Consider the following 26,298-nt stretch of genomic DNA (forward strand, 5'->3'; position numbering starts at 1 on the left):
TCGCGACTGCGTCGCGCCCCGGAATGACGGCGGTTAGAGCCCCAGCACCGCCTTGGCGATGATGTTGCGCTGGATCTCGTTGGAGCCGCCGTAGATCGAGACCTTGCGGTTGTTGAAGTAGCTCGGTGCGATCTGGGCGGTCCAGTCCATGGCTTCGTTCGAGCCGTCGTCGCCGTGCACGTCGTAAGGCGCGGCGAACGGGCCGATCACTTCCATGAGCAGCTCGGTGGTGGTCTGCTGGATCTCGGAGCCCTTGATCTTCAGCACCGAGGAGGCCGGATTGGGCTTGCCCTTGCCGTGCTTGCCCTCGTCGGCGACGACGCGCAGCTGCGTGAGCTCGAGCGCCTTCAGCTCGATCTCGCAGGCCGCCAGCTTCTCGCGGAACGCGGCGTCCTGGATGATCGGCTTGCCTGATGATTCGACCTTGCCGGCGAGATCGCGGATGCGGCGCAGCCGCTCCTTGGAGACGCCGACGCGCGCGATGCCGGTGCGCTCGTTGCCAAGCAGGAACTTGGCGTAGTCCCAGCCCTTGTTCTCCTCACCGATCAGGTTCTCGATGGGCACCTCGACGTCGTCGAAGAAGACTTCGTTGACCTCATGGCCGCCGTCGATGGTCTGGATCGGGCGCACGGTGACGCCCTTCGACTTCATCGAGAACACGATGAAGGAGATGCCCATCTGCTTCTTGGCGTTGTTGTCGGTGCGGCAGAGGCAGAAGATCATGTCGGCGTGCTGGGCGAGCGTGGTCCAGGTCTTCTGGCCGTTGATGATCCACTTGTCACCACGCCGCTCGGCCTTGGTCTTCAGCGAGGCGAGGTCGGAGCCCGAGCCCGGCTCCGAGAAGCCCTGGCACCACCAGTCGTCGACATTGGCGATGCGCGGCAGGTACTTCTTCTTCTGCTCCTCGTTGCCGAAGGTGTAGATGACCGGGCCGACCATGCTGACGCCGAAGGCGAGCGGCTGCGGCGCCGGGTAGGACTGCAGCTCCTCGTTGAAGATATAGTGCTGCACCGAGGTCCAGCCCGTGCCGCCGAACTGCTTGGGCCAGTGGCTGACGCCCCAGCCCTTCTTGTTGAGGATGCGCCACCACGTCACCATCTCGTCCTTCGAGAGGTGGCGGCCTTCCACCAGCTTACGCCGGGTATCCGGCGGCACGTTGTCGCGGAAGAACGAACGCACTTCCTCGCGAAACGCCTGCTCTTCTTTCGTGAATGCGAGATCCATCGGATCCTCCTGTGAGCTTTTTTCGTCGTCCCGGCGAACGCCGGGACCCATAATCACCGGCCTTCGTTTTGCGAAGGCCATTACCATTTGCGTTCCATACGCCTGCTGCGGCGTATGGGTCCCGGATCGGCGCTCCGCTTCGCTGCGCTTGTCCGGGACGACAGTACCTACTGCAACACCTCGAACAGACCGGCCGCGCCCATGCCGCCGCCGACGCACATGGTGACGACCGCGTATTTCGCCTTGCGGCGGCGGCCTTCGATCAGGGCGTGGCCGGTGAGGCGCGCGCCCGACATGCCGTAGGGATGGCCGACCGCGATCGCGCCGCCATCGACATTGATCTTCTCGGGGTCGATGCCGAGCTTGTCGCGGCAATAGAGCACCTGCACCGCGAAGGCTTCGTTAAGCTCCCACAGGCCGATGTCGTCGACGGTGAGGCCGTGGCGCTTGAGCAGGCGCGGAACGGCGAAGACCGGGCCGATGCCCATCTCGTCCGGCTCGCAGCCGGCGGAGACGAAGCCACGGAAGATGCCGAGCGGCTTGAGACCACGCTTCGATGCTTCCTTGTCGCTCATGATCACGGAAGCGCTGGCGCCGTCGGAGAGCTGGCTGGCATTGCCCGCAGTGATCGAAAAGCCCTCGCCGCGCACGGGCTTGAGGCCGGCGAGGCCCTCGATCGTGGTCTCGGGCCGCGGGCCCTCGTCCTGCGACAGCGTGACGTCCTTCATCGACACCGCGCCGGTCGCCTTGTCGGTGACCGCCATCTGCGTCGTGATCGGCGCGATCTCGTCCTTGAACTTGCCGCCCTGCTGGGCCGCCGCGGTGCGGCGCTGGCTCTCGAGAGAGTATTCATCCTGCTTCTCGCGCGAGATGCCGTAGCGCTTGGCGACGACCTCGGCGGTGTCGATCATGGGCATGTAGACCTCGCCCTTGATCTTGAGCAGCGCCGGATCCTGGGCGTGGAAGCCGTTCATCTTGTCGTTCTGCACCAGCGAGATCGATTCGCCGCCGCCGCCGACCGCGATCTCGACACCGTCGAAGATCACCGAGCGCGCCGCAAGCGCGATCGCCTGCAGGCCCGAGGCGCACTGGCGGTCGATCGTGGTGCCGGCAACGGTGACGGGAAGGCCGGCGCGGAGCAACGCCTTGCGCGCGATGTTGCCGCCGGTCGCGCCCTGCTGCAGGGCTGCGCCCATCACGACGTCCTCGATCTCCCTGGGATCGACCTTGGCGCGCGCGACGGCTTCGCGAATGGCGTGGCCGAGCAATGTTGCGCCTTCGGTGGCGTTGAGCGCACCGCGATAGGCCTTGCCGATCGGCGTGCGGGCGGTGGAAACGATGACGGCGTCGGTCAAGAACGACCTCCTGATACGGGTTGGACGGATTGTGACGGTTTCTGCTGCTGGCGCAATTCGTGGCGCGACAATTTTCCGACCGGCGTTCGCGGCAAATCGTCGACGAATTCGACCTCGGCCGGCAATTCGTGCTTGCCGACCTTGCCGGCGAGTTTCGCGCGCAACTCGTCGAGCGAGAACGGCTTGGCGTCCGGCTTCAGCTTGATGAAGGCCTTGGCGGCCTCGCCCCGGTACTGGTCGGGAATGCCGAGCACGATCACCTCATGCACGCCCGGAATGGTGTAGATCGCCTGCTCGATCATCTGCGGATAGACGTTGAAGCCGCCGGAGATGATCATGTCCTTCTTGCGGTCGACCAGGAAGAAATAGCCGTCGGTATCGACATAGCCGATGTCGCCGGTGAGGAAGCGGCCATCGACGAAGGCATCCGTGGACCCCTCCGGCTTGTTCCAGTAGCCCCTGGTGACGTTCGGGCCCTTGATGCGAATCTCGCCGACCTCGCCCGGCGGCAGCACGCGCCTCGGGTCGTCGAGCGCAACGACGTCGAGCTCGATACCGGGCAGCATCAGGCCGATCGAGCCCGGCTTGTCGGGGCCGGTGGGCGGATGGCCGGTGCCGGGCGAGCAGGTCTCGGTCATGCCCCAGCCGCTCTTCAACTTCTTGCCGACCTTGCGCTCGAAGAAGCTCGCGACCTCGACCGGCAGCGGCGCGCCGCCGGAGCCGATGGCGTTGAGCGAGGAGAAGTCGCGCTTGTCGAGATCGGGCAGCGCGGCGATCGCGATCCACATCGTCGGCACGCCCGGGAAATACGTCGCGCGTTTCACTTCGATGTCGCGCATGACGGCTTCGACGTCGAAGCGCTGGTGGATCGAGATGAGGTTGCCGCGGCTGAGCGAAGACAGCAGCACCACGGTGAGCGCGTAGATGTGGAACAGCGGCAGCACGCAGATCACGCGCTCGATCGCATCGCCGCGCGCCGCGCGCGTCGGCTTGCCCCAGACGTCATAGATCGACACGGCCGAGGTGAGGTTGCCGTGGGTCAGCATCGCGCCCTTGGGCAGGCCGGTGGTGCCGCCGGTATATTGCAGCAGGGCGACGTCGTCGGTCGTCACGGACGGCCACTGCGCAGGGGCTGCCGCGCCTTCGACAAACGTTTTGAAGGTGACGATGCGGGGATCCCTGGGGATCACCGCCTGCGGCGTACCGACCTTGCCCCAGTCGTCGTCCTCGCAAACGACGAGGCGGTCGATCAGGCCCTTCTCCAGAAATTTCAGCGCGGTCGGCAGCAGCGCCGCGAGATTGGAGGTGACGAGCAGGCGTGAGCCGGAATCCGAAACCTTGTGCGTCAGCGCGATCTCGCCGTCGAGCGGCGACAGATGGGCGACGCGGGCGCCTGCCTTCAGCGCACCGAAGAAGTTGACGGGGTGATCGGGCGAATTGCCAAGGAACAGCGCGATCGACGTGCCCTTGCCGCAGCCGGCGCGGAGAAACGCTGCGGCCGCGCGATCGGCCTGAGCTGCAAGCTCCGTGTAGGTGATCGGCCGGTCGCGAAACTCCAGCGCGGTCCGCGGGCCGTAATTCGCCGCGGCGTTCGACAGCAGATCGGGGATCGGGCCCTGAGCGATGGCGTCGTCCCAACGCACGCCCTCGGGGTAAAACTGTTCGCCGGGATGGGTCATGAACCGTCGATACTCTGCAAAGCGGTCGCAATAGTGCCGCGTGAGGTGGGCACGGACGGACGGGCTCCCTCCCCCCTTGTGGGGGAGGGTTGTGGAGAGGGGTAGCCACAAACTCGGACCTCGCCCGGAGCCACCCCCCTCCCTGCCCCACAAGGGGGGAGGGAACGGAGAGAGCCTTTCACGGAGCGCGGCATCGCGGTAGCTACCAATCTGATCACGCCGCCTTCGACGCCGCGGCCAGCGAGGCGAAGGTCTTGCCTTCGGCCGCGAGCTTCTTCAGCAGCGGTGCGGGCTCGAGGCTCGGATCGTTGGTCTCCTTGGCGTAGAAAGCCAGGCGATCGGCGATGTGCTTGAGGCCGACGCTGTCGGCCCAGAACATCGGGCCGCCGCGGTAGATCGGCCAGCCATAGCCGTAGAGCCAGACCACGTCGATGTCGGAGGGACGCGCCGCGATGCCTTCTTCGAGGATCTTCGCGCCCTCGTTGATCATCGGGTACATCATGCGCTCGAGGATCTCCTCGTCGCTGACGACGCGCTTCTTGCGGCCGAGACGCAGCAGCGTCTCGTCGATCAGCTTCTCGACCTCGGGATCGGGCAGCGGCGCACGCGAACCGGCTTCGTACTTGTAGTAGCCCTTGCCGGTCTTCTGGCCGAACCGGCCGGCTTCGCACAGCGCGTCCGCGATCTCCGACTTGATGCCGCGGTCCTTGCGCGAGCGCCAGCCGATGTCGAGGCCGGCGAGGTCGCCCATCGCGAACGGTCCCATCGGCATTCCGAACTTCGTCACGACGGCATCGACCTGCTGCGGCAAGGCACCTTCGAACAGCAACTTCTCGGATTGCTTGCCGCGCTGGGCCAGCATGCGGTTGCCGACGAAGCCGTCGCAGACGCCAACCACGGCCGGCACCTTCGCGATTTTTCGCGCGATGGTCACGGCGGTGACCAGCGCGTCCGGCGCGGTCTTGTCGGCACGCACGATCTCGCACAGCTTCATGACGTTGGCCGGCGAGAAGAAGTGCATGCCAAGCACGTCCTGCGGACGCTTGGTCGACTTCGCGATCTCGTCGATGTTCAGATAGGAGGTGTTGGAAGCGAGCACGGCGCCCGGCTTGACGTACTGGTCGAGCTTGCCGAACACTTCCTTCTTCACTGCCATGGTCTCGAACACGGCTTCGATGACGAGATCGGCATCGCCGACATTCTCGATGCCGACCACGCCGTTGATCAGCGCCATGCGCTTGGCGGGCGCGTCGGCGGGAATGCCGCCGCGCGCGGCGGTTGCTTCCCAGTTCTTCTGCATGATGCCCATGCCGCGCTTGAGCTGCTCCTCGCCGGTCTCGATCAGGGTGACGGGGATGCCGGCATTGGCAAAGGACATCGCGATGCCGCCGCCCATGGTGCCGGCGCCGAGGATCGCGACGCGGTTGACCGGCCGCGACTTGGTGCCCTCGGGGACGCCCGCGATCTTGGCCGCCTCGCGCTCGGCGAAGAAGGCATAGCGCTGCGCCTTGGACTGGTCGCTGGCGACGAGCTTGAGGAAGCCCTCGCGCTCCTTCTTCAGACCTTCGTCGAAAGGTAGGTCAATGGCGTAGCCCACAGCGTCGGCGGCGGCGAACGGCGCTTCCAGGCCGCGCGACTTCTTGGTCATGGCGGCGACCGCATTGGTGAAGATCGAGCGGTCGGCCTTGGCGGCCGCGATCTTGGAATCGTCGTCGCGCAGACGGCGCAGCGGACGCTTCTCGGCCAGCAGCTTGCGCACGAAGGCCTCGCCGCCGGACGCCGGCCCTTCGACGATCTCCTCGATCAAGCCGTTCTTCAGCGCTTCGGCCGCGCCGATGGGATCGCCACCAACGATCATCTTGACGGCGAGCTCGGGACCGACCGCGCGCGGCAGGCGCTGGGTGCCACCGGCGCCCGGCAGCAGGCCGAGCTTCACCTCGGGCAGGCCGAGCTTGGCCTCCTTCACTGCAACGCGGAAATGACAGGCAAGCGCGACCTCGAGGCCGCCGCCGAGCGCCGTGCCGTGGATCGCGGCAACCACGGGCTTCGGCGAATTCTCGATCTCGGAGAGCACGTCGTTGAGCGCCGGCGCCTTCGGCGGCTTGCCGAATTCGGTGATGTCGGCGCCCGCGATGAAGGTGCGGCCGGCGCAGGTCAGCACGATGCCCTTGATGGCGGGATCGGCGACAGCAGCCTTGACGCATTCCAGAATACCACCGCGAACCGCGGCACTCAGCGCATTGACCGGAGGGCTGTTGACCGTGACGATACCGACCTCGTCATGACGCTCAAGCTTGACCACTTCGCTCACGGTGTTCCCTCCTTGGTGGGGATTAACTTTTGTTCGATTTCGCGGTGCGGAATTTAATTCCGCATCTTGACGGCAGGGTTATTTTGAAGCACGTGGCTTGTCAACGACTCCGCGCAAGAAGCAGATCAGGGATGAAGCGTACAGGAAAGAAGACTGCGACCGATCGGAATTTCGTCGTCGCGCTTTCCCGCGGACTGGACGTATTGCGAGCCTTCCACCCCAATGACGGCCTGCTCGGCAATCAGGAGATTGCGGCGCGCACCAATCTGCCGAAGCCGACGGTTTCGCGGCTGACTTACACGTTGACCAAGCTGGGTTATCTCGCGCCGGTTCCCCGCTTTGAGAAGTACCAGCTCACACCCGCAGCGATGTCGCTCGGCTACGCCGCGCTCGCCAATCTCGGTGTTCGGCATTTGTCCGAACCGTTCCGCGAGGACGTGATGCGCGCGACCGGCGGCGCCGTCGCCGTCGGCGGCCGCGACCGCCACAGCATGATCTATTTTGGACAGAGCCGCGGCAGCGAAACGGTCGGCGTTCAACTTGACGTCGGCTCGCGCGTGCCTATTGCAACCAGCGCGATGGGCCGTGCCTATTTCTGGGCACTCGACGACGCGGACCGTACGGAGCTGTCGCGCCTGTTGCGCGAACATTACGGCAGCCGCTGGCCGAAGATGCGCGATGGGCTGGAACGTTCCGGCGAAACCGTCGCGAAGTACGGTTTTGCGATTTCGGTCGGCGACTGGCACGACGACATCGGCGCCGCCGGCGTCGCGCTCAAGCTCAACGACGGAACCGGACCTTACGCGTTCAACTGCGGCGCGCCCGCATTCCGTTTCACGGAAGAGCGTTTGATCAACGACATTGGACCCCGTCTGCTAGCGATGGTAAGGAACATCGAAGCGGCGCTCGGGGGTCTGATGCCGCATTCCAAAAAAGACGTCAGCAAAAAGCTGAAATCAGGAGGGAAAGTTGCTCGTTTGGCCGAGGGGATCAGATAGCCTTTGTCATCGTGGGGAGCGGTTCGCATCGCCCCATCGCTCACTGAATGACGTGAGCGAGACGAGATGACGCAGGCACAGCTCGCGCAGGGGACAGCCCCCCTGCTCGCCGTTCGCGACGTCAGCGTCGTGTTCGGCGGCATCGTCGCGCTCAACGGCGTGTCCTTCGACATGCAAAAGGGCCAGATCCTCGGCTTGATCGGCCCCAACGGCGCCGGCAAGACCACGCTGTTCAACTGCCTGTCCCGGCTCTACCAGCCGTCGTCCGGCGACATCCTGATGGAAGGCGTGAGCATCCTGACGCGGCCGCCGCACCGGATCGCCGAGATCGGAATCGGCCGCACCTTCCAGAACGTGGCGCTGTTCCCGAACCTCTCGGTGATGGACAACGTCCGCGTCGGAACCCACGCCCGGACCTCCAGCGACATCATCAGCGACTCGCTGCGCCTCGCCTGGATCCGCCGCAGCGAGACCGACGTGAACAAGAAGGTGCACGACATCCTCGCCTATCTCGATCTCGAGGACGTCGCCCAAACCGTCGTGTCCGGCCTGCCCTTCGGCACGCAGAAGCGCGTCGAGCTGGCGCGCGCGCTCGCGGCCGACCCGAAGATCCTGCTGCTCGACGAGCCCGCCGGCGGCCTCAATCACGAGGAGGTCTACGTGCTCGGCGACCTCATCCGCAAAATCCGCGACGAGCGCCACATGACCGTGCTCCTGGTCGAGCACCACATGGGCCTCGTGATGTCGATCGCCGACCACGTCGTCGCGCTGAATTTCGGCAAGAAGCTCGCAGAAGGCACGCCCGCCCAGGTGCAGGCGGACCCCGACGTCATCAAGGCCTATCTCGGGAGCAAGGACCAATGACGACCCTTCTCAACGTCAAGGACCTGCGCGCCTATTACGGCCAGGTCCAGGCGCTCCACGGCCTGTCCTTCTCGCTCAACGAGGGTTCGCTGACGACCCTGCTGGGCGCCAACGGCGCCGGCAAGACCACGACGCTGCGCGCGATCTGCAACATGGTGCGCTCCACCGGCGGCATCGAGTTCGACGGCAAGCCGCTGAACAACAAATCGACCGAGAGCATCGTGCGGTTCGGCATCGCCCACGTGCCGCAGGGCCGCGGCACCTTCACCACCATGACGGTGGAGGAGAACCTCCAGCTTGGCGCCATCACCCGCAAGGACAGCGCCGGCATCGTCTCCGACATCGAGCGCATGTACGCGCATTTCCCGGTGTTGAAGCAGCGGCATACCCAGCAGGCCGGTACGCTCTCCGGCGGCGAACAGCAGATGCTCGCCGTCGCCCGCGCGCTGATGCTGCGGCCACGGCTGATGCTGCTGGACGAGCCCTCCTTCGGCCTCGCGCCGCTGGTGGTCCGCGACCTGTTCGGCATCCTCGGCAAGATCAACCGCGAGGACAAGGTGTCGATCCTGGTGGTCGAGCAGAACGCCCAGCTCGCGCTCGAGCTCGCCGACCAGGCCTATGTGATCGAGACCGGCCGCATCGTGATGTCAGGCAACGCCAAGGACATCGCGAACAACGAAGAAATCCGCAAATCCTATCTGGGTTACTGAGGGAGCCGGGACAATGGAGCTGTTCACCAACCAGGTCCTGGCCGGCATCGCCACGGGCGCGATCTATGCCTGCATGGCGCTCGCCGTGGTCATGATCTACCAGGCCATCGACCATCTGAACTTCGCGCAAGGCGAGATGGCGATGTTCTCGACCTTCATCTCCTGGCAGCTGATGCAGTGGGGCGTGTCCTATTGGGCCGCCTTCGTGATCACGCTGGCATTTTCGTTCGTCGCCGGCATCGCGATCGAGCGCATCCTGTTCAAGCCGCTCGCCAAGGCGCCGGTCTTGACCAACGTCGCCGGCTTCATCGCGCTGTTCGCGATCATCAACTCCTCGGCCGGCCTGATCTGGGATTTCACCATCAAGCAGTACCCGACGCCGTTCGGGTCCGCGCCGTTCCTGGGCAGCCAGCTGATCTCGACCCACCAGGCCGGCATGATCGGCGTCACCGTGCTGCTGCTGCTCGGCCTCTACTTCTTCTTCCAGTACACCCGGATCGGCCTTGCGATGCGGGCCGCAGCCTCGGTGCCTGAATCGGCCCGCCTCGTCGGCATCAACACCAGCTGGATGATCGCGCTTGGCTGGGGCATGGCGACGGCGATCGGCTCGATCGCCGGCATGCTGATCGCACCGGTCGTGTTCCTGGAGCCCAACATGATGGGCGGCGTGCTGATCTACGGCTTCGCCGCGGCGGTGCTCGGCGGGCTCTCCAGCCCGTTCGGCGCCGTGGTCGGCGGCTTCCTGGTCGGCGTGTTCGAGAACCTCGCCGGCACCTATATCCCCGGCGTCGGCAACGAGCTGAAACTCCCGATCGCGCTCGCGCTGATCATCTCCGTCCTGGTCGTCAAACCCGCTGGCCTGTTCGGCCGGCAAATCGTCAAGCGAGTTTGATCATGAGCGCAGCAGAAGAAGTCGTTGCCGAAGGCCACCAGGCGGTCGAGGCGGTTCCGAAGCGAGCCATGACGCTGGGCACCGGCACCTCGCTGGTGGTGCTGGCCGCGCTGTTGGTCGTGCCGATGTTCGTCAAGAACTTCATCATCTTCCAGATGACGATGCTCCTGATCTACGGGCTCGCCGTGCTGGCGCTCAACATCCTCACCGGCGGCTCCGGCCAGTTCTCCCTCGGCCAAAGCGCCTTCTATGCCGTCGGCGCCTATACGTCGGCGGTGCTGATGGAGCACGCCAACCTCAACTACGCGCTGACCATTCCGATCTCCGCCGCGGTCTGCTTCGGCTTCGGGTACCTGTTCGGCAAGCCGGCCTTGCGGCTGTCGGGCGTCTATCTCGCGCTCGCGACCTTCGCGCTCGCGACCGCAATGCCGCAGCTTTTGAAGCTGAACTTCCTGGAGCACTGGACCGGCGGCGTGCAGGGCCTCGTCGTCACCAAGCCGGACGCGCCGTTCGGCCTGCCGATGTCGCAGGATACCTGGCTGTACTACTTCACGCTCATCGTGACGCTCGCGATCTACCTCCTGTCGGTGAACCTGCTGCGCTCGCGGTCGGGCCGCGCCTTCATGGCGATCCGCGACAACGAGATCGCGGCGTCCTCGATGGGCGTCAACGTCGCGCTCTACAAGACGCTGGCGTTCGGCGTGTCGGCAGCCATCACCGGCGTCGCGGGCTCGCTCGGTGCCATCGCGGTGCAGTTCGTGGCCCCCGACAGCTACACCATCACGCTCGCGATCTCGCTGTTCCTCGGCATGGTCGTCGGCGGCGTCGGCTGGCTGCCCGGCTCGTTCGTCGGTGCGGCCTTCATCATCTTCGTGCCGAACATGGCGGAGAGCATCTCCAAGGGTCTCTCCGGCGCGGTGTTCGGCGTACTGCTGTTCCTCGTCATCTACCTCGTGCCGCACGGCGCAAGGCAGATTGCGATCCTCGGCCAGCAATTTGCCGGCAAACTCAAGAAGAACTGAAGACCTGTTGGACTAGAACAAGGAGATCGAATTGTATTTTGGAAGAACACTGCGAGCCGCCGCGCTGGTCACGGCAACGGCGGCCATTGCCCTCACCTCGACCGCTGCACTGGCCCAGAAGAAATACGACACCGGCGCGTCCGATACCGAGATCAAGATCGGCAACATCATGCCGTACAGCGGTCCGGCGTCGGCCTATGGCGTCATCGGCAAGACCGAAGAAGCCTATTTCAAGATGATCAACGACAAGGGCGGCATCAACGGCCGCAAGATCAACTTCGTCACCTATGACGACGGCTATTCGCCGCCGAAGGCCGTCGAGCAGGTCCGCAAGCTGGTCGAGAGCGACGAGGTTCTGGTCGTCTTCAATCCGCTCGGCACGCCCTCGAACAGCGCGATCCAGAAGTACCTCAACTCCAAGAAGATCCCGCAGCTCTTCGTCGCCACCGGCGCCACCAAGTGGAATGACCCGAAGACTTTCCCCTGGACCATGGGCTGGCAGCCCTCCTACCAGAGCGAAGCGCATATCTATGCCAAATGGCTGATGAAGGAGAAGCCCGACGCCAAGATTGCGGTCCTCTATCAGAACGACGATTTCGGCAAGGACTACCTCAAGGGCACCAAGGACGGCCTCGGCGCCAAGGCCTCGTCCATGATCATCATGGAAGAGAGCTATGAGGTGTCCGAGCCCTCGATCGACGGCCACATCGTCAAGATCAAGGCGGCCAATCCCGACGTACTCCTGATCTACACCACGCCGAAGTTCGCGGCCCAGACCATCAAGAAGACCGCCGAGCTCAGCTGGAAACCGCTGCAGATCCTCACCAACGTCTCGATCTCGGTCGGCAGCGTGATGAAGCCGGCCGGCTTCGAAAACGCGCAGGGCGTGCTGTCGGCGGCCTACGCCAAGGACTCCACCGATCCTCAGTGGGCCAACGATCCCGGCATGAAGAAGTGGAACGAGTTCGTCGACAAGTACATGCCCGGTGCGGACAAGTCCGACACCAGCATGGTCTACGGCTACGGCGCTGCGTCGACCCTCGTCAAGGTGCTGGAGATGTGCGGTGACGATCTCACCCGCGCCAACATCATGAAGCAGGCCGCGAGCCTGAAGGATTTTGCACCGGACACCCTGCTGCCCGGCGTCAAGATCAACACCAGCCCGACCGACTTCGCCCCGATCGCCCAGCTGCAGATGCAGCGCTTCAAGGGCGAGAAGTGGGAACTGTTCGGCGAGATCATCAGCGGCGACGTCGCCTCCGAGTGACACGCTGACGTCATAGTCCGAGCTTCGAAGCCCCCGCGAGCGATCGCGGGGGCTTTTTGTTGACGTCACCCGTCAATCTTGTTCAATGCGGCGCCGATCCAACTCGGGGTGGGAGAATGATGACTGCCGTTCGATTTCAAGTTGCGGCGTTGCTGGCCGTCGTCGCGTTGTGCACTGCGATGGACAGCGAGGCGCTTGCGCAGAAGAAATATGACAGCGGCGCCTCCGACACCGAGATCAAGATCGGCAACATCATGCCCTATAGCGGCCCGGCCTCGGCCTATGCCGCGATCGGCAAGGCCGAAGAAGCCTACTTCAACAAGATCAATGCCGAGGGCGGCATCAACGGCCGCAAGATCAAGTTCGTCTCCTACGACGATTCCTATTCGCCGCCGAAGACGGTGGAGCAGGCGCGCAAGCTGGTCGAGAGCGACGAGGTGCTGCTGATCTTCGGCTCGCTCGGCACGTCCACCAACAGCGCCATCCGCAAATACATGAACGAGAAAAAGGTGCCGCAATTGTTCGTGGCGAGCGGTGCGTCGAAGTGGAATGACCCGAAGCAGTATCCCTGGACCATGGGCTGGCAGCCGAGCTACGCCAGCGAAGCGCGCATCTACGCCAAGTACATCATGAAGGAGAAGCCGGACGGGAAGATTGCCGTGCTCTACCAGAACGACGACTTCGGCAAGGATTACCTGAAGGGGCTGAAGGACGGCCTCGGCGCCAAGGCCTCGATGATCGTGCTGCAGGAGCCCTACGACACGTCCGAGCCCGCCATCGACGAGCACGTCGTGAAGCTGAAGGCCTCGGGCGCCGACGTCTTCATCAGCATCACCACGCCGAAATTCGCCGCGCAGGCGATCAAGAAGGCGGCCGAGATCAACTGGCATCCGGTCCACATCGTCTCCAACGTCTCTGCCTCCGTCGGCGGGGTGATCGAGCCGGCAGGTCTCGAGATCTCGCAAGGCATCCTGTCGGCGACCTACACCAAGGACGGCTCCGATCCGCAGTGGAATGCCGATGACGGCATGAAGAAGTTCTACAACTTCGTCGCGCAGTACGATCCCAAGGCCAACAAGCTCGACGCCGGCGTCGTATTCGGCTACGCGGCGGCGCAAACCATGGTGAAGGTGCTGCAGATGTGCGGCGACGACCTCACCCGCGAGAACGTCATGAAGCAGGCGGCGTCCCTGAAGGACTTCGAGCCCGACACGTTGCTGCCCGGCATCAAGATCAGCACCGCGCCGGACAATTTCGCCCCGATCGAGCAGCTGCAGATGATGCGTTTCAAGGGCCGGAAATGGGAGCTGATCGGGGACGTCATCTCCAGCGAGACGGATCACTGACGCGACGCAACTCAAAATCGCACCCTGATTGGTCAAACAACTCAAGACAGCCGCGCCTTCTCGCAGTCGCACACGAGAGCCGGTCCGCCGCTGACTACTAAAGAAGCAGGCCTTGCGCCCCCGTCGCGGGGGCTTTCTGTTGAAGCCGTTGGCCAAATCGTATTGAATTGCGGCCGCGCCACCAAAAACAATCAAGACAAGAAAAGGGGCGTACACACACCAAGAAAATAGGGAGATAGGAATGCCCGCTGTCACCGGCAGACTTGCAGCCGCATCACTGGCGCTTGCCCTCATTGCGGCCTCGGCCTCCACCGCATCGGCCCAGAAGAAATACGATACCGGCGCGACCGATACCGAGATCAAGATCGGCAACATCATGCCCTACAGCGGACCGGCCTCCGCCTACGGCATCATCGGGCGGACCGAAGCCGCCTATTTCAAGAAGATCAACGACGAAGGCGGCATCAACGGCCGCAAGATCAACTTCATCTCCTATGACGACGGCTATTCACCGCCGAAGACCGTCGAGCAGGCGCGCAAGCTGGTCGAGAGCGACGAGGTGCTGTTCATCTTCAACTCGCTCGGCACGCCGCCGAACTCGGCGATTCACAAATACATGAACTCCAAGAAGGTGCCGCAGCTGTTCGTCGCCACCGGCGCCACCAAGTGGAACGACCCCAAGGACTTCCCTTGGACGATGGGCTGGCAGCCCAACTACCAGAGCGAAACGCAGATCTATGCGAAGTGGCTGTTGAAGAACAAGCCGGACGCCAAGATCGCCGTGCTCTATCAGAACGACGACTACGGCAAGGACTATTTGAAGGGCCTGAAGGACGGCCTCGGTGCCAAGGCCGCTTCGATGATCGTCATGGAGGAGAGCTATGAGACCTCCGAGCCGACCATCGACAATCACATCGTGAAGCTGAAGTCGACCGGCGCCGACGTCTTCATGAACATCACGACGCCGAAATTTGCGGCGCAAGCGATCAAGAAGAACGCCGAGATCGGCTGGAAGCCGCTGCACTTCCTCAACAACGTGTCGGCCTCGGTCGGCAGCGTGTTGAAGCCGGCTGGCTTTGAAAATTCGCAGGACATCATTTCCGCAGACTACCTCAAGGACGTTTCCGATCCCGAGTGGAACAACGACCCCGGCATGAAGGACTTCGTGGCCTTCATGACCAAGTACTTCCCGGAAGGCGACAAGCTCGACCATGGCACGATCGTCGGCTACGGCGTCGCGCAGACCCTGGTCCAGGTGCTGAAGCAGTGCGGCGACGATCTCACCCGCGCGAACATCATGAAGCAGGCTGCCAGCCTGAAGAACTTCCGCACCGAGGTGCTGCTGCCCGGCGTCCAGATCAACACCTCGCCGACCGACTTTGCACCCATCAGCCAGCTCCGGCTCGAGAAGTTCAAGGGCGAGAAGTGGGAACTGTTCGGCGACGTGATCAGCGCCGACGTCGGCGGCTAGTCCGTCCGACGGTTTGACGACGGAAAGCCCCCTGCGAGACCATCGCAGGGGGCTTTTGCTAGCCCGCCGATTATGATGACGCGATTGCATAATCGAATGATGGCAAAGCCCGCTTACGCTTTGCCGCACGATGCGGTAGGCAGGGGAACGGCGGCATCCGTCGCCACTCAGCCCGTCTGCCCAAGGCCATCGTCATGACCGACCGACGCCCCCTGCTCCGCGCGCTCTACGACGCCGCCGTCGCTGCCGCTCATCCCAACGTGGTGCTGGCGCCGCACTTGCGGCCTGCACCCAGGGGACGCGTGATCTGCCTCGCCGCCGGCAAGGGCGCGGCTGCCATGGCCGCGGCGGCCGAGCGGCATTATCTCGACACGCTTCAACTCGCACCGGAACGCCTCGTCGGCATCGCCACCACGCGTCACGGCTACGGCGTGCCGACGCGCCGCATCCGCGTGGTCGAAGCCGGCCATCCCGTGCCGGATGAGGCCGGCCTGAAGGGCGCGGCCGACACGCTCGCGCTTGCGGCCGAAGCCGGACCGGACGATCTGCTGCTGGTGCTGCTCACCGGCGGCGGCTCGGCGAACTGGATCGCACCGAGCGAGGGCATCAGCTTTGCGCAGAAGCAGGCGGTCAACAAGGCGTTGCTGCGCTCGGGCGCACCGATCGGCGAGATGAACGTCGTGCGCAAGCATCTCTCGCGCATCAAGGGCGGACGTCTTGCTCGTGCGGGCAAACATGCCGCCGAGATCGTGACGCTCGCGATCTCCGACGTGCCGCATGACGATCCTTCCGCGATCGCCTCGGGCCCCACCGTGCCCGATCCGACCACGCTGGCCGATGCACGCGCGATCGTCGCGAAGTACAAGCTCGCCATCGACGATGCGGTGCGCCGCGCGCTCGATGACGAACGCAACGAAAGCTGCAAGCCTGATGATGCCGCTTTCGCGCGCGCGCATTTCGAACTGATCGCGCGGCCAAAGCAGTCGCTCGACGCCGCGGTGAAGCTCGCGCGCGACTCCGGCTATGAGACGATCGATCTCGGCGCCGATCTCGAGGGCGAGGCGCGCGAGGTCGCGGCCGCTCACGCCAGGCTGGCGCTCGACGCGCGCGCGCAAGGCAAGCGCCTCGCGATCCTCTCCGGCGGCGAGCTCACGGTCACCGTGCGCGGCAACGGGCGCGGCGGACCGAACCAGGAATACGCGCTGGCGCTGGCCTCGCTCTTGAAGGACACGCCCGGCATTGCGGCGCTCGCCGGCGACACCGACGGCGCCGACGGCGGCGCCGGCCACCCCACCGATCCCGCCGGCGCGCTGATCGACGCGGCGACGTTCGCGAAGATGCAGGCGCTGGGGCTCAAGCCGCAGGCCTATCTGGACAACAACGACGCGACCAGCTTCTTCGAAGCGACTGGGGATCTATTGCAGCCGGGTCCGACGCTGACCAACGTGAACGATATCCGGGTGATCCTGGTGGATTGAGGTTTCTTACCCTCCCCTGAAGGGACCCTCCAGGGGAGGGTAAGCGTCAAAACTCGTTGGCGATCTTCGAGAGCATCGCGAGCAGGGCTTCGCGGTTGGCCTGGCCGAGCAGATCGTTGAGCCGCGCCTCGTGCTTGGTGGCGACGAGCTTCTTGGCGCGGGCCAGCACGGCCTTGCCCTTGTCGGTCAGCACCAGGATGTGCGAGCGGCGGTCGTTGGTGGAGCGGATCCGCGCGCAAAGGTCGCGGCTCTCGAGATTGTCGAGCATCGCCACGAAATTCGGCCGGAGGATGCCGAGCGTCGAGGCGATCTCGGTCTGGTTACGGCCCGGATTCTTCTCGACCAGCAGCAGCACGGAGAACTGCGCAGGGGTGAGCTGCAGCGAGGCCATGCAGCGCAGGAAATTCTCGAACACCTTGAGCTGCGCCCGTTTCAGGACGTAGCCGAGCTGCTCGGACAGCTCGCCGAGCTGGAGCGCTTCGGCCTGCGGCTCCGCCGCGTCCTTGCGGACTTTGGCCGAGTCGGCCGATTTTTCAGAAGACTTTTCAGCGGTCTTGGAAACGGTCATCGCCTCGTGCTCGTAATCCCGCTAAATTCGGGACGGGTCGTCCACCACCCTTGATGTTATATTTGATAATTGTTATGGACCATATCAAATATCGACAGCGTTTTTCAATGGCTGTGAACGGACCGTCCACCGCAATCGAGGGACCGGTCCTTAGATCTTAAGGGGGAGCGTCCGGTCTTGAATACCACCATCATGCTGTTCCTGGTGCAGGACGGCATCACCAATGGCGCGATCTATGCGCTGCTCGGTCTCGCGCTGGTGCTGGTGTTCGCCGTCACCCGCGTCATCCTCATTCCCCAAGGCGAATTCGTCACCTACGGCGCGCTGACCTATGCCTCGCTGGCCGCGGGCCAGATGCCGGGCACGGCCAAGCTGGCGCTGGCGCTGGGCATCGGCGCCTTCGCCTTCGACCTGTTCGTGGCGCGCAAGGCGCTGCACGGGCGCCTGGTCGTGCGCAGCCTCCTCACCAATGTCGTGCTGCCGGCCATCGTGCTGGCGTTGACCGTGTACTTCGCCGCCCAGAAGCCGCCGGTCGCGGTCTCGATCGCGCTGTCGCTGGTGATCGTCGCCATGATCGGGGTTTATCTCTACCGCATCGCATTCCAGCCGCTGGCGCACACCTCCGTGCTGGTGCTGCTGATTGCTTCGGTCGGCGTCCACCTCGCGCTGCAGGGCCTCGGCCTCCTGTTCTTCGGCGCCGAAGGCCAGCGCGGACCGGCCGTGCTGTCCGGCGCCTTCACCGCCGGCGCACTGCGTTTCACCGGCCAGAGCCTCACCGTCTACGGCATCACCATCGCCTTCATCGTCGGGCTCTGGCTGTTCTTCGGCCTGACGCTCTACGGCAAGGCCTTGCGCGCGACCGCCGTGAACCGGCTGGGGGCGCGCCTCGCCGGCATCCGCACCACGCTGTCAGGGCAGATCGCCTTCCTGCTGGCCTCCGTCATCGGCGCGCTCTCCGGCATCATGATCGTGCCGATCACGACGCTCTATTATGACAGCGGCTTCCTGATCGGCCTGAAGGGCTTCGTCGCCGCGATCATCGGCGGCCTCGTCAGCTACCCCTTGACCGCGGTCGCGGCGCTGGTCGTCGGCATCGTCGAGGCGTTCTCGTCCTTCTATGCCTCCAACTACAAGGAGGTGATCGTTTTCATGCTCTTGATTCCCGTGCTGCTGCTGCGCTCGCTCGCCGCGCCTGCGGTCGAGGAAGAGAAGGACTGAGGCCAAGATGCAGAGCCGGCTTCCCATCATCATCTTCGCGGCTGTCATGGCGGCGATCCCGTTCGTTCCTGGCATGCCCCCCTTCTGGATCGTGCTGCTCGACAATATCGGCCTCGCGGCCCTCGTCGCGATGGGCCTCGTGCTGCTGACCGGCGTCGGCGGCCTGACTTCGTTCGGCCAGGCCGCCTTCGTCGGCTTCGGCGCCTACACCACCGCGGTGCTGACGACGTCTTACGGCCTGTCGCCCTGGCTGACGCTGCCGCTGTCGCTGGTGGTCAGCGGATCGCTCGCGGTGCTGCTTGGGCTCGTCACGGTCCGTCTCTCCGGCCATTATCTGCCGCTCGGCACCCTCGCCTGGGGGCTGGGGCTGTTCTATTTGTTCAGCAAGCTGGAGTTCCTGGGCCGTAACGACGGCATCTCCGCGATCCCGCCGCTGTCGATCGGCACGTTCAAGATGCTCTCGCCCGGCTCGATCTATTATGCGATCTGGGTCGCCGTGATCGTCTCGGCCCTGCTGACGATGAACCTGCTGGACTCCCGCACCGGCCGCGCCATCCGTGCGCTGCGCCGCGGCCATGTCGCCGCCGAAGCGTTCGGCGTGCACACGCCGCGCGCCAAATTGCTGGTGTTCATCCATGCCGCCGTGCTCGCCGGCCTCTCGGGATGGCTCTACGCGCATCTGCAGCGCGCGGTGAATCCGACACCGTTCGGCGCGCAGGCCGGCATCGAATATCTCTTCATCGCCGTGGTCGGCGGCGCCGGCTACGTCTGGGGCGGCGTCCTGGGTGCGGCCATCGTCGTGGTCCTGAAAGAAGTGCTGCAGAGCTATCTGCCGCTGATCCTGCCCGGCTCCGGCCAGGTCGAGACCATCGTGTTCGGCATCATGCTGGTGGCGCTGCTACAGCTTGCGCCCGGCGGCCTCTGGCCCTGGCTGATCTCGTTCCTGCCGGAAGCTACCCGTGGCAAGAAGCCCGACACCTCGCTGAAGCTGGAGCAGCGCACCCGCTCGCCCGGCCAGTCCAGCATCCTGCTCCAGGTCGAGAAGGCGCGAAAACAGTTCGGCGGCGTGGTCGCCGTCAACAACGTCTCCTTCGACGTCCAGGCCCGCGAGATCGTCGCGCTGATCGGCCCGAACGGTGCCGGCAAGAGCACCACCTTCAACCTGATCACCGGCGTGCTGTCGGCCACGTCAGGCTCGATCTCGGTGCTCGGCAAGAAGGTCGACAACGCGCCGCCGCAGGAGATCGTCAAGCTCGGCATCAGCAGGACCTTCCAGCATGTGAAGCTGGTCCCTGATATGACCGTGCTGGAGAACGTCGCGATCGGCGCGCATCTGCGCGGCCATTCGGGGCCGATCTCCTCGATGCTGCGGCTCGACCGCGCCGATGAGGCGAAGCTGCTTGCCGAAGCCGCCCGCCAGATCGAGCGCGTCGGCCTTGCTGACCAGATGCATCAGCTCGCGGGCAGCCTCTCGCTCGGCCAGCAGCGCATCGTCGAGATCGCCCGCGCGCTCTGCGTCGATCCGATGCTGCTGCTGCTCGACGAGCCCGCCGCCGGCCTGCGCCACATGGAGAAGCAGCAGCTCGCCAAATTGCTGCGGGATCTGCGCGACGGCGGCATGAGCGTGCTCCTGGTGGAGCACGACATGGGCTTCGTCATGAACCTCGCCGATCGCATCGTGGTGCTCGATTTCGGCACCAAGATCGCGGAAGGCACCCCCGCCACGATCAAGACCAATCCCGAAGTGATCAAGGCCTATCTCGGAGTGGCGGCATGAGCGCGCTGTTGTCCGTCACCGACGCCCATGTCGCCTATGGCAAGGTCGAGGCCGTGCGCTCGGTCTCGCTCGAGGTCGGCGCCAATGAGATCGTCACCATCGTCGGCGCCAACGGCGCCGGCAAGACCACGCTGCTCTCGGCCATCATGGGCATCCTGCCGCTGAAGGGCCGCGTCAGCTTCGCCGGTCAGGATCTCGCCCGGCTCGATATCGAAGACCGCGTCGCGATGGGGCTCGGCCTCGTCCCGGAGCACCGCGAATTGTTCGTGACCATGAATGTCGAGGACAATCTCGAGCTCGGGGCTTTCCGCATCGAGCGAAGCCGGGCGAAATCCTCGATCGAGCGGGTCTATGCCCTGTTTCCGCGGCTCAAGGAGCGTCGCAAGCAGCTTGCTGGCACCTTGTCCGGCGGCGAGCAGCAGATGCTCGCCATGGGCCGCGCGCTGATGGGCGAGCCGAAGCTCCTGATGCTCGACGAGCCGAGCCTCGGCCTCGCCCCGATCATCGTCGCCGACATCTTCCGCATCGTCACCGAGCTGCGCGCCAGCGGCGTCTCCGTGTTGCTGGTCGAGCAGAACGCACAGGCTGCGCTGAAGATCGCCGACCAGGCCTATGTGATGGAGCTCGGCGAGTTCGTGCTGAGCGGCAAGGCCAGCGACATCGCGGCGAACGAGCGGGTGGCGGCGAGCTATCTCGGCTTCCAGCACGAAGGCGCCAGCGCGATCTGATCTTTCTTACCCTACCCTGGAGGGGGAGGGTCGGCTCACATGGAGCGAAGCGTAATGTGAGACGGGGTGGAGTGACGGTCTCTCCACATCCAACAATTCCCGAGTGGAGAGATCACCCCACCCCGCTCGCGCCACGCGCGATCGACCCTCCCCCTCCAGGGCAGGGCTATCGCATATGGGAAAAAGCAAAGCGCTGTCGACACTTGTAAAGCACACGTTCGAGAAGTGTCGCTCCAGCTTCGCGGTTCGATTCCGTTTTGTTCTCGATCCGATTCCGCTGCTTGGCAGCCTCGCGCAAGCACATTGCCGGCTAAGCTCCGGAAGAGACTCGGGATTTCCACATGCGATAGCCCTGCCCTCCAGGGGCCCCCCAGGGGAGGGTAAGCTGGCAGCGTCTTACCTAGCTACGCCTGCACCCTTCAACGCGGCAACCTCCGCTTCCAGCTCCGCGATCCTCGCGTCCCTCGCCGCAAGCGCTGCCGCCACATCGCCCGCGTCGAACTTCTGCGGGATGTGCTGCGGACAGTTGGTGTCCCAGGCAGCGATCTTGAACAGGATCACCTGCTCGGGCCGCGCGCGATAGCCCTTCGGCATCAACGAGGTCGTCAGTGCCTCGTCGTCCTCGACGACGCGCGCCTCGCCCCAGATCTTCACCCGGCGGCGGTGGGCGTAGTCCATCACGAAGATGTAGGCCTTTGGGTTCTCGGACAGGTTTCCCTGGGTAATGTATTGTCTGTTACCCGCGTAGTCGGCGAAGGCGAGCGTCTGCTTGTCCAGCACCTTCAAGAACCCCTTCGGGCCGCCGCGGTGCTGGATATAGGGCTGGCCGTCCGCCGAGGCCGTTGCAAAGTAGAAGCTGTTGGCGTCCGCCAGGAACGCCGCGAGGTTCTCGTCGACCTCGGTGCGCCATCCGCGCTGCTCGGCGTGGGCATAGCCCTCGCGCGAGCCCTTGCGGGTCTGGATCGACTTCACCGCCGGCGAGAACGCAACGTCGCTGGCATAGGTGTGTGCTTCAGTCATCGGAACATCTCCTGAAATTCCGCCGCATTGCTGCGTTTTCGCCCGATAAGATGGACCTTTCCAGGGTTAAAACAATCTGATCACTTGACACTTCATCATTGCGATATATGCAATAATGCTATGGACCGCCTGGATGCCATGCACGTCTTCGTCACTGTCGCCGACCTGCGCGGCTTTGCGCCGGCGGCGCGCAAGCTGCGGCTGTCGCCTTCGGCGGTGACGCGGATGATTGCCGCGCTGGAGGAGCATCTCGGCGCGCGGCTGCTGCAGCGGACGACGCGGCAGGTCGCACTGACCGATGTCGGCACGCGTTATCTGGAACGTGCCCGGCGGATCCTCGCCGATGTCGAGGAGGCCGACGGCTCAGCCCGCGAGGAGCGCAACCGGCCGAGCGGGCGCCTCGTGGTGTCGGCTCCGGTCGGGTTCGGCCGGCTGCATGTTGCATCGGTGATGACGGCCTATCTCAAGCGCTATCCCGAGGTCACCGCCGAGCTCAGGCTGTCGGACCACCTCGTCAGCCTCGTGGAAGACGCCGTCGACGCCGCGGTGCGGATCGGCCACCTCGCCGATTCATCGCTGGTGGCGCGCCAGGTCGGCGAGATGCGGCGGATCACGGTGGCGACGCCGGGCTATCTCAGGCGTCACGGCGAACCGAAGACACCGCAGGAATTGCTCGCGCACCAGACCGTCGCGTTCGGCCCGACCGCCACTTGGCATTTCGTGGAGGACGGCCGCGACATCGAGGTGACGACGGCCCCGCGCTTCTCAAGCAACAGCGCCGACGCCGCCCTGCAATATGCCGAGGCCGGCGGCGGCGTGACCCGGGTGCTGGCCTATCAGGCCGCCGAGGGGTTGAAGCGCGGGCGCCTGAAGATCGTGCTGGCAAAATACGAGCAGCCGGCCTTGCCGATCCACATCGTCTATCCGACCTCGCGCCTGCTCTCGGCCAAGGTGCGGGCGTTCATCGATCTCGTGGTGGAGACGACGGAATGGAGGTTCGGGTGACGGTCTCGTGTCCCGGACGCGCTGCAGCGTGCAACGCTGCTGCGCAGAACCGGGACCCAGGAGGCCAGAGCGCAAGCTGCGGATGGATGGGCCCCGGCTCTGCGGAGCGGCACTTCGCGCCGCACCGCGTCCGGGGCACGGAGAGCGCGGGGCTCACCCCTTCTTCGGCACCACGCGGAACGTGCCGCTCGCCCGCGCGATCACGGCGTCGTCGGCCCTCACCAGGCACTGCGCGAAGCAGATCGTGTTGCCGGTCTTGATCGCTTCGCCTTCGACCGCGAGCCATTGGCCGATCTCGGCGGCGCCGACATAGTCGATCGACAGCGAGATGGTGACGAACGACGTCGTCCAGCCCGTCGCCTGAGCGCAGCTGTAACCCATGGCGGCATCCGACAGCGCCGCGATCAGTCCGCCATGGATGAGCCCGCGCGCATTGGTGTGCGGCGTCGCCAGACGCAAGCCCACGGTGACGCCCTTGGCGGTCTTTTTCGAATAGAGCGGCTCCCAGGGATCGGTGAGCGGGGCCTTGCGGAAATGCGGCTCGAAGCCGGCGGGAATGTCGGTAGCGGTCATGGCTGTCTCGCGTTGCTGTGTCGGCTGCATTGAACGCGATGGACGAGACGAACGCATCCATTACAAAGTTTCAAACGCGATTTGCGCGGGTGTTTGAAACACGGGTGGCACCACAATGACGGAGCCGTAGGGTGGGCAAAGCGAAGCGTGCCCACGCGCTTTCGCGATTATGGGAAGGTGGTGGGCACGGCGCAAGGGCGCCTTTGCCCACCCTACGGCTCCGTCAGTGCCGCTCTAAAACGGCAGTCCCACGTAGTTCTCCGACAGCGACGTCATCGCCGCCTGCGACTGCGTGACGTAATCGAGCTCGGCGAGCTGGATGCGGGCGCCGATGGTTCCGGTGTCGGGGAATTTGTGCAGCATCGAGGTCATCCACCAGGAGAAGCGCACGGCTTTCCAGACGCGCGCGAGCGCCGTGGCGGAATAGGCGTCGAGGCCCGCGCTGGATTTCTCCTCGTAGAATTCGCGCAAGGCGCTCGACAGATAATACGCATCGCTGGCCGCAAGGTTGAGGCCCTTGGCGCCGGTCGGCGGCACGATGTGAGCGGCGTCGCCGCACAGGAACAGCTTGCCGAAGCGCATCGGCTCGGCGACGAAGCTGCGCAGGGGCGCGATGCTCTTCTCGATCGAGGGACCGGTGACGAGGTTGTCGGCCGCCTCCTGGTCGAGCCGGCGCTTCAATTCGTCCCAGAAGCGATCGTCCGGCCATTGGTCGACATGGTCGTCCAGCGAGCACTGCACGTAGTAGCGGCTGCGTTTGGTCGAACGCATGGTGCAGAGCGCAAAGCCGCGGGCATGGTTGGAATAGATCAGCTCGTGGCTGACCGGCGGCGTATCCGACAGGATGCCGAGCCAGCCGAACGGATAGACCCGCTCGAACTCCTCGATCGCCGAGGCCGGGACGCTGGCGCGGCTGACGCCATGGAAGCCGTCGCAGCCGGCGATGAAATCGCAGTCGAGTGTGTGGGTGACGCCGTCCTTCACCCAGGTTACACGCGGGTGACTGCCGTCGAAATCGTGCGGCTGGACGTCCTTGGCCTCGTAGACCGAGGTAAGGCCCGCAGCCTTCCGCGCATTCATCAGGTCGAGCGTAACCTCGGTCTGGCCGTAGATCATGACCGTCTTGCCGGTCGCCGCCTTCATGTCGATGCGATGACGGCGGCCGGAAAAGGCAAGCTCGATGCCTTCATGTACCAGGCCCTCGGCATGCGCCCGGGCCCCTGCGCCAATCTGGTCGAGCAGCGCGACAGTTCCCTCCTCCAGCAGGCCGGCGCGGATGCGGCCGAGCACATAGTCCGGGCTCTGCCGCTCCAGAATCACGTTGTCGATGCCATGGCGATGCAGCAGTTGCCCAAGCAACAATCCGGCCGGCCCGGCCCCGATGATTGCGACTTTTGTCCGCAATACTTGCTCCTCCCGATCCTGTAGGCTTTCGTCGCGGCCCGCTTGTCGCTTCAAGTCGCGCAGGATAATTATACCATATAACGGTTGGGCAAAAGGGGAGCGCGGATCGCCGCGAACGGCGACACATCCAGGCAACAGGGCTGACGGTTAGGATGCGGAGCTACGCCCCAGTTCCGGCTTGAACACGTCCGCCATTTAGATAACATGTTAATTAATGAGACCGGGCCATCGAAGCCCGCCGTCGACAACAGGGAGAGACGTGTGATGAGGAAAGTCTGTCTGGCTTTGCTGCTGGCAGCAAGCGTGACGCCCGCGTTCGCGCAGGACAAGACCTTCGATTTGAAGATCTCGCACTGGGTGCCGGCCTCGCATCCGCTGCAGAAGTCGCTGGAGGATTGGGCGGCCGCAGTCGAGAAGGATTCCGGCGGCACCATCAAGGGCAAGGTGTTTCCGGCCCAGCAGCTCGGCAAGGCGTTCGACCATTACGACATGGCGCGCGACGGCATTGCCGACGTCACCTACGTCAATCCCGGCTACCAGCCCGGCCGCTTCCCCATCATCGGCGCCGGCGAGCTGCCGTTCCTGATCTCCGACGCCAAGGGCGGCTCGATGGGCCTCGACGCCTGGTATCGCAAATATGCCGAGAAGGAGATGAAGGACGTCAAATACTGCCTCGCCTTCGTCCACTCGCCCTCCTCCTTCCATTCCAAGACCAAGAAGATCGTGATGCCCGAGGACGTGAAGGGCATGAAGATCCGCCCGGCGCACGCCACCATGGCGAACTTCGTGACCTCGCTCGGCGGCACCAACGTGCAGTCCTCGGCTCCGGAAGTGCGCGACATCATCGAGCGCGGCGTCGCCGACGGCGTCACCTTCCCCTGGGGTTCGCTGGTGCTGTTCGGCATCGACAAGGTGACCAAGTACGACATGGAGGCGCCGCTCTACACCACGACCTTCGTGTTCGTGATCAACAAGGACAAGTACAATGCGATGTCCGACAAGCAGAAGGCCGCGATCGACAAGAACTGCTCGGTCGAGATGGCAGGCGTCGTCGGCGAGCATTGGGGCAAGTTCGAGGACGCCGGCATCGACAAGGTGAAGGCGGAGTCCAGCCACGAGGTCTACAAGCTGACGGCGGAGCAGACCGCGGCCTGGAAGAAGGCCGCCGAGCCGCTGGTGAAGACCTGGGCCGACGGCGCCAAGAAGGCCGGCGCCGATCCCGATGCCGCGCTGACGGAGCTGAAGGCTTCGCTGAAGAAGTACAACGCGCTGGCGGAGTGACGTCGCGGTGAGAGGAACACGGCGGCGAGGGGCATCTCGCCGCCGTTGCTTTGCGAACGGGTCGAGACGTGAGGAGTGCACGACGCCTCCCCTCCCTCTCCCCCCCC

General features: G+C 64.6%; 22 protein-coding genes. 14 read left to right on the forward strand and 8 right to left on the reverse strand.

The window, feature by feature from the left end; genetic code table 11:
• Positions 1-33 precede the first annotated feature (33 nt).
• The 4 genes from pimC to Q0743_RS00030 all read right to left on the reverse strand — a co-directional run bounded on the left by pimC (position 34) and on the right by Q0743_RS00030 (position 6,569).
• Entirely contained in the window at positions 34-1,224 is a 1,191-nt protein-coding gene (gene pimC, locus Q0743_RS00015; protein ID WP_298239553.1) for a pimeloyl-CoA dehydrogenase large subunit, read from the reverse strand.
• A 167-nt stretch (positions 1,225-1,391) separates the two neighbouring features.
• Positions 1,392-2,579, reverse strand: coding sequence for an acetyl-CoA C-acyltransferase (locus Q0743_RS00020; RefSeq protein ID WP_298239554.1), 1,188 nt, complete (start codon positions 2,577-2,579; stop codon positions 1,392-1,394).
• Positions 2,576-4,258 carry a dicarboxylate--CoA ligase PimA gene (gene pimA / locus Q0743_RS00025; RefSeq protein WP_298239555.1) on the reverse strand — a complete coding sequence of 561 codons (1,683 nt, stop codon included), beginning with the start codon at positions 4,256-4,258 and terminating at the stop codon, positions 2,576-2,578. The genes Q0743_RS00020 and pimA overlap by 4 nt, the downstream gene beginning before the upstream one ends.
• Positions 4,259-4,472: 214 nt before the next feature.
• On the reverse strand, positions 4,473-6,569 hold the full coding sequence (locus Q0743_RS00030; protein ID WP_298239556.1) for a 3-hydroxyacyl-CoA dehydrogenase NAD-binding domain-containing protein: 2,097 nt from the start codon (positions 6,567-6,569) through the stop codon (positions 4,473-4,475).
• Positions 6,570-6,700: 131 nt separating this feature from the next.
• Here Q0743_RS00030 and Q0743_RS00035 point away from each other — a divergent pair, with 131 nt between their 5' ends.
• From Q0743_RS00035 to Q0743_RS00075, 9 genes are all read left to right on the forward strand, one after another.
• On the forward strand, positions 6,701-7,567 hold the full coding sequence (locus tag Q0743_RS00035; protein WP_164936606.1) for an IclR family transcriptional regulator: 867 nt from the start codon (positions 6,701-6,703) through the stop codon (positions 7,565-7,567).
• Positions 7,568-7,633: 66 nt separating this feature from the next.
• Positions 7,634-8,431, forward strand: coding sequence for an ABC transporter ATP-binding protein (locus tag Q0743_RS00040; protein WP_298239557.1), 798 nt, complete (start codon positions 7,634-7,636; stop codon positions 8,429-8,431).
• Complete coding sequence (locus Q0743_RS00045) at positions 8,428-9,141, forward strand: ABC transporter ATP-binding protein (RefSeq protein WP_298239558.1); 714 nt, start codon at positions 8,428-8,430, stop codon at positions 9,139-9,141. Before Q0743_RS00040 ends, Q0743_RS00045 begins: the two co-directional genes overlap by 4 nt.
• 13 nt (positions 9,142-9,154) lie before the next feature.
• Entirely contained in the window at positions 9,155-10,033 is an 879-nt protein-coding gene (locus tag Q0743_RS00050) for a branched-chain amino acid ABC transporter permease (protein WP_097660018.1), read from the forward strand.
• A gap of 2 nt (positions 10,034-10,035) precedes the next feature.
• The gene (locus Q0743_RS00055; protein ID WP_298239559.1) at positions 10,036-11,055 is read left to right on the forward strand and encodes a branched-chain amino acid ABC transporter permease; all 1,020 of its coding nucleotides are present in this window, start codon (positions 10,036-10,038) and stop codon (positions 11,053-11,055) included.
• Between the two features lie 31 nt (positions 11,056-11,086).
• A complete protein-coding gene (locus Q0743_RS00060; RefSeq protein ID WP_298239560.1) occupies positions 11,087-12,322 on the forward strand; it encodes an ABC transporter substrate-binding protein in 1,236 nt (411 codons plus the stop codon).
• 119 nt (positions 12,323-12,441) lie between these two features.
• Positions 12,442-13,668, forward strand: a complete 1,227-nt coding sequence (locus Q0743_RS00065; protein WP_298239561.1) for an ABC transporter substrate-binding protein — start codon at positions 12,442-12,444, stop codon at positions 13,666-13,668.
• Between the two features lie 241 nt (positions 13,669-13,909).
• Positions 13,910-15,139, forward strand: coding sequence for an ABC transporter substrate-binding protein (locus tag Q0743_RS00070; RefSeq protein WP_298239562.1), 1,230 nt, complete (start codon positions 13,910-13,912; stop codon positions 15,137-15,139).
• 194 nt (positions 15,140-15,333) lie between these two features.
• On the forward strand, positions 15,334-16,617 hold the full coding sequence (locus Q0743_RS00075; protein WP_298239563.1) for a glycerate kinase: 1,284 nt from the start codon (positions 15,334-15,336) through the stop codon (positions 16,615-16,617).
• Between the two features lie 46 nt (positions 16,618-16,663).
• On the opposite strand, the gene Q0743_RS00080 is transcribed toward Q0743_RS00075, so the two are convergent.
• Entirely contained in the window at positions 16,664-17,185 is a 522-nt protein-coding gene (locus Q0743_RS00080; protein WP_298239564.1) for a MarR family winged helix-turn-helix transcriptional regulator, read from the reverse strand.
• A 177-nt stretch (positions 17,186-17,362) separates the two neighbouring features.
• Here Q0743_RS00080 and Q0743_RS00085 point away from each other — a divergent pair, with 177 nt between their 5' ends.
• Genes Q0743_RS00085 through Q0743_RS00095 form a run of 3 tightly spaced genes read left to right on the forward strand, consistent with a single transcriptional unit; the run spans position 17,363 to position 20,908 of the window.
• Positions 17,363-18,403, forward strand: coding sequence for a branched-chain amino acid ABC transporter permease (locus Q0743_RS00085; protein ID WP_298239565.1), 1,041 nt, complete (start codon positions 17,363-17,365; stop codon positions 18,401-18,403).
• A 7-nt stretch (positions 18,404-18,410) separates the two neighbouring features.
• Positions 18,411-20,180, forward strand: coding sequence for a branched-chain amino acid ABC transporter ATP-binding protein/permease (locus tag Q0743_RS00090; RefSeq protein ID WP_298239566.1), 1,770 nt, complete (start codon positions 18,411-18,413; stop codon positions 20,178-20,180).
• Positions 20,177-20,908: an ABC transporter ATP-binding protein gene (locus Q0743_RS00095; protein ID WP_298239567.1), complete on the forward strand. Its 732-nt coding sequence runs from the start codon at positions 20,177-20,179 to the stop codon at positions 20,906-20,908. Before Q0743_RS00090 ends, Q0743_RS00095 begins: the two co-directional genes overlap by 4 nt.
• A 396-nt stretch (positions 20,909-21,304) precedes the next feature.
• Here the strand turns inward: Q0743_RS00095 and Q0743_RS00100 are convergent, their stop codons facing one another.
• Complete coding sequence (locus tag Q0743_RS00100) at positions 21,305-21,928, reverse strand: pyridoxamine 5'-phosphate oxidase family protein (protein WP_298239568.1); 624 nt, start codon at positions 21,926-21,928, stop codon at positions 21,305-21,307.
• Between the two features lie 120 nt (positions 21,929-22,048).
• Here Q0743_RS00100 and Q0743_RS00105 point away from each other — a divergent pair, with 120 nt between their 5' ends.
• Complete coding sequence (locus tag Q0743_RS00105) at positions 22,049-22,933, forward strand: LysR family transcriptional regulator (RefSeq protein ID WP_298239569.1); 885 nt, start codon at positions 22,049-22,051, stop codon at positions 22,931-22,933.
• A gap of 153 nt (positions 22,934-23,086) precedes the next feature.
• Here Q0743_RS00105 and Q0743_RS00110 read toward each other — a convergent pair whose 3' ends face one another.
• On the reverse strand, positions 23,087-23,506 hold the full coding sequence (locus Q0743_RS00110; protein WP_298239570.1) for a PaaI family thioesterase: 420 nt from the start codon (positions 23,504-23,506) through the stop codon (positions 23,087-23,089).
• Between the two features lie 234 nt (positions 23,507-23,740).
• On the reverse strand, positions 23,741-24,910 hold the full coding sequence (pobA, locus tag Q0743_RS00115; protein ID WP_298239571.1) for a 4-hydroxybenzoate 3-monooxygenase: 1,170 nt from the start codon (positions 24,908-24,910) through the stop codon (positions 23,741-23,743).
• Between the two features lie 264 nt (positions 24,911-25,174).
• On the opposite strand from pobA, the gene Q0743_RS00120 reads away from it, so the two are divergent.
• Entirely contained in the window at positions 25,175-26,191 is a 1,017-nt protein-coding gene (locus tag Q0743_RS00120; protein WP_298239572.1) for a TRAP transporter substrate-binding protein, read from the forward strand.
• Positions 26,192-26,298: the final 107 nt, after the last annotated feature.

Origin of the sequence: uncultured Bradyrhizobium sp. (genome assembly GCF_936943645.1) — a bacterium.
In the GTDB taxonomy this organism is placed as follows: Bacteria; Pseudomonadota; Alphaproteobacteria; order Rhizobiales; family Xanthobacteraceae; genus Bradyrhizobium.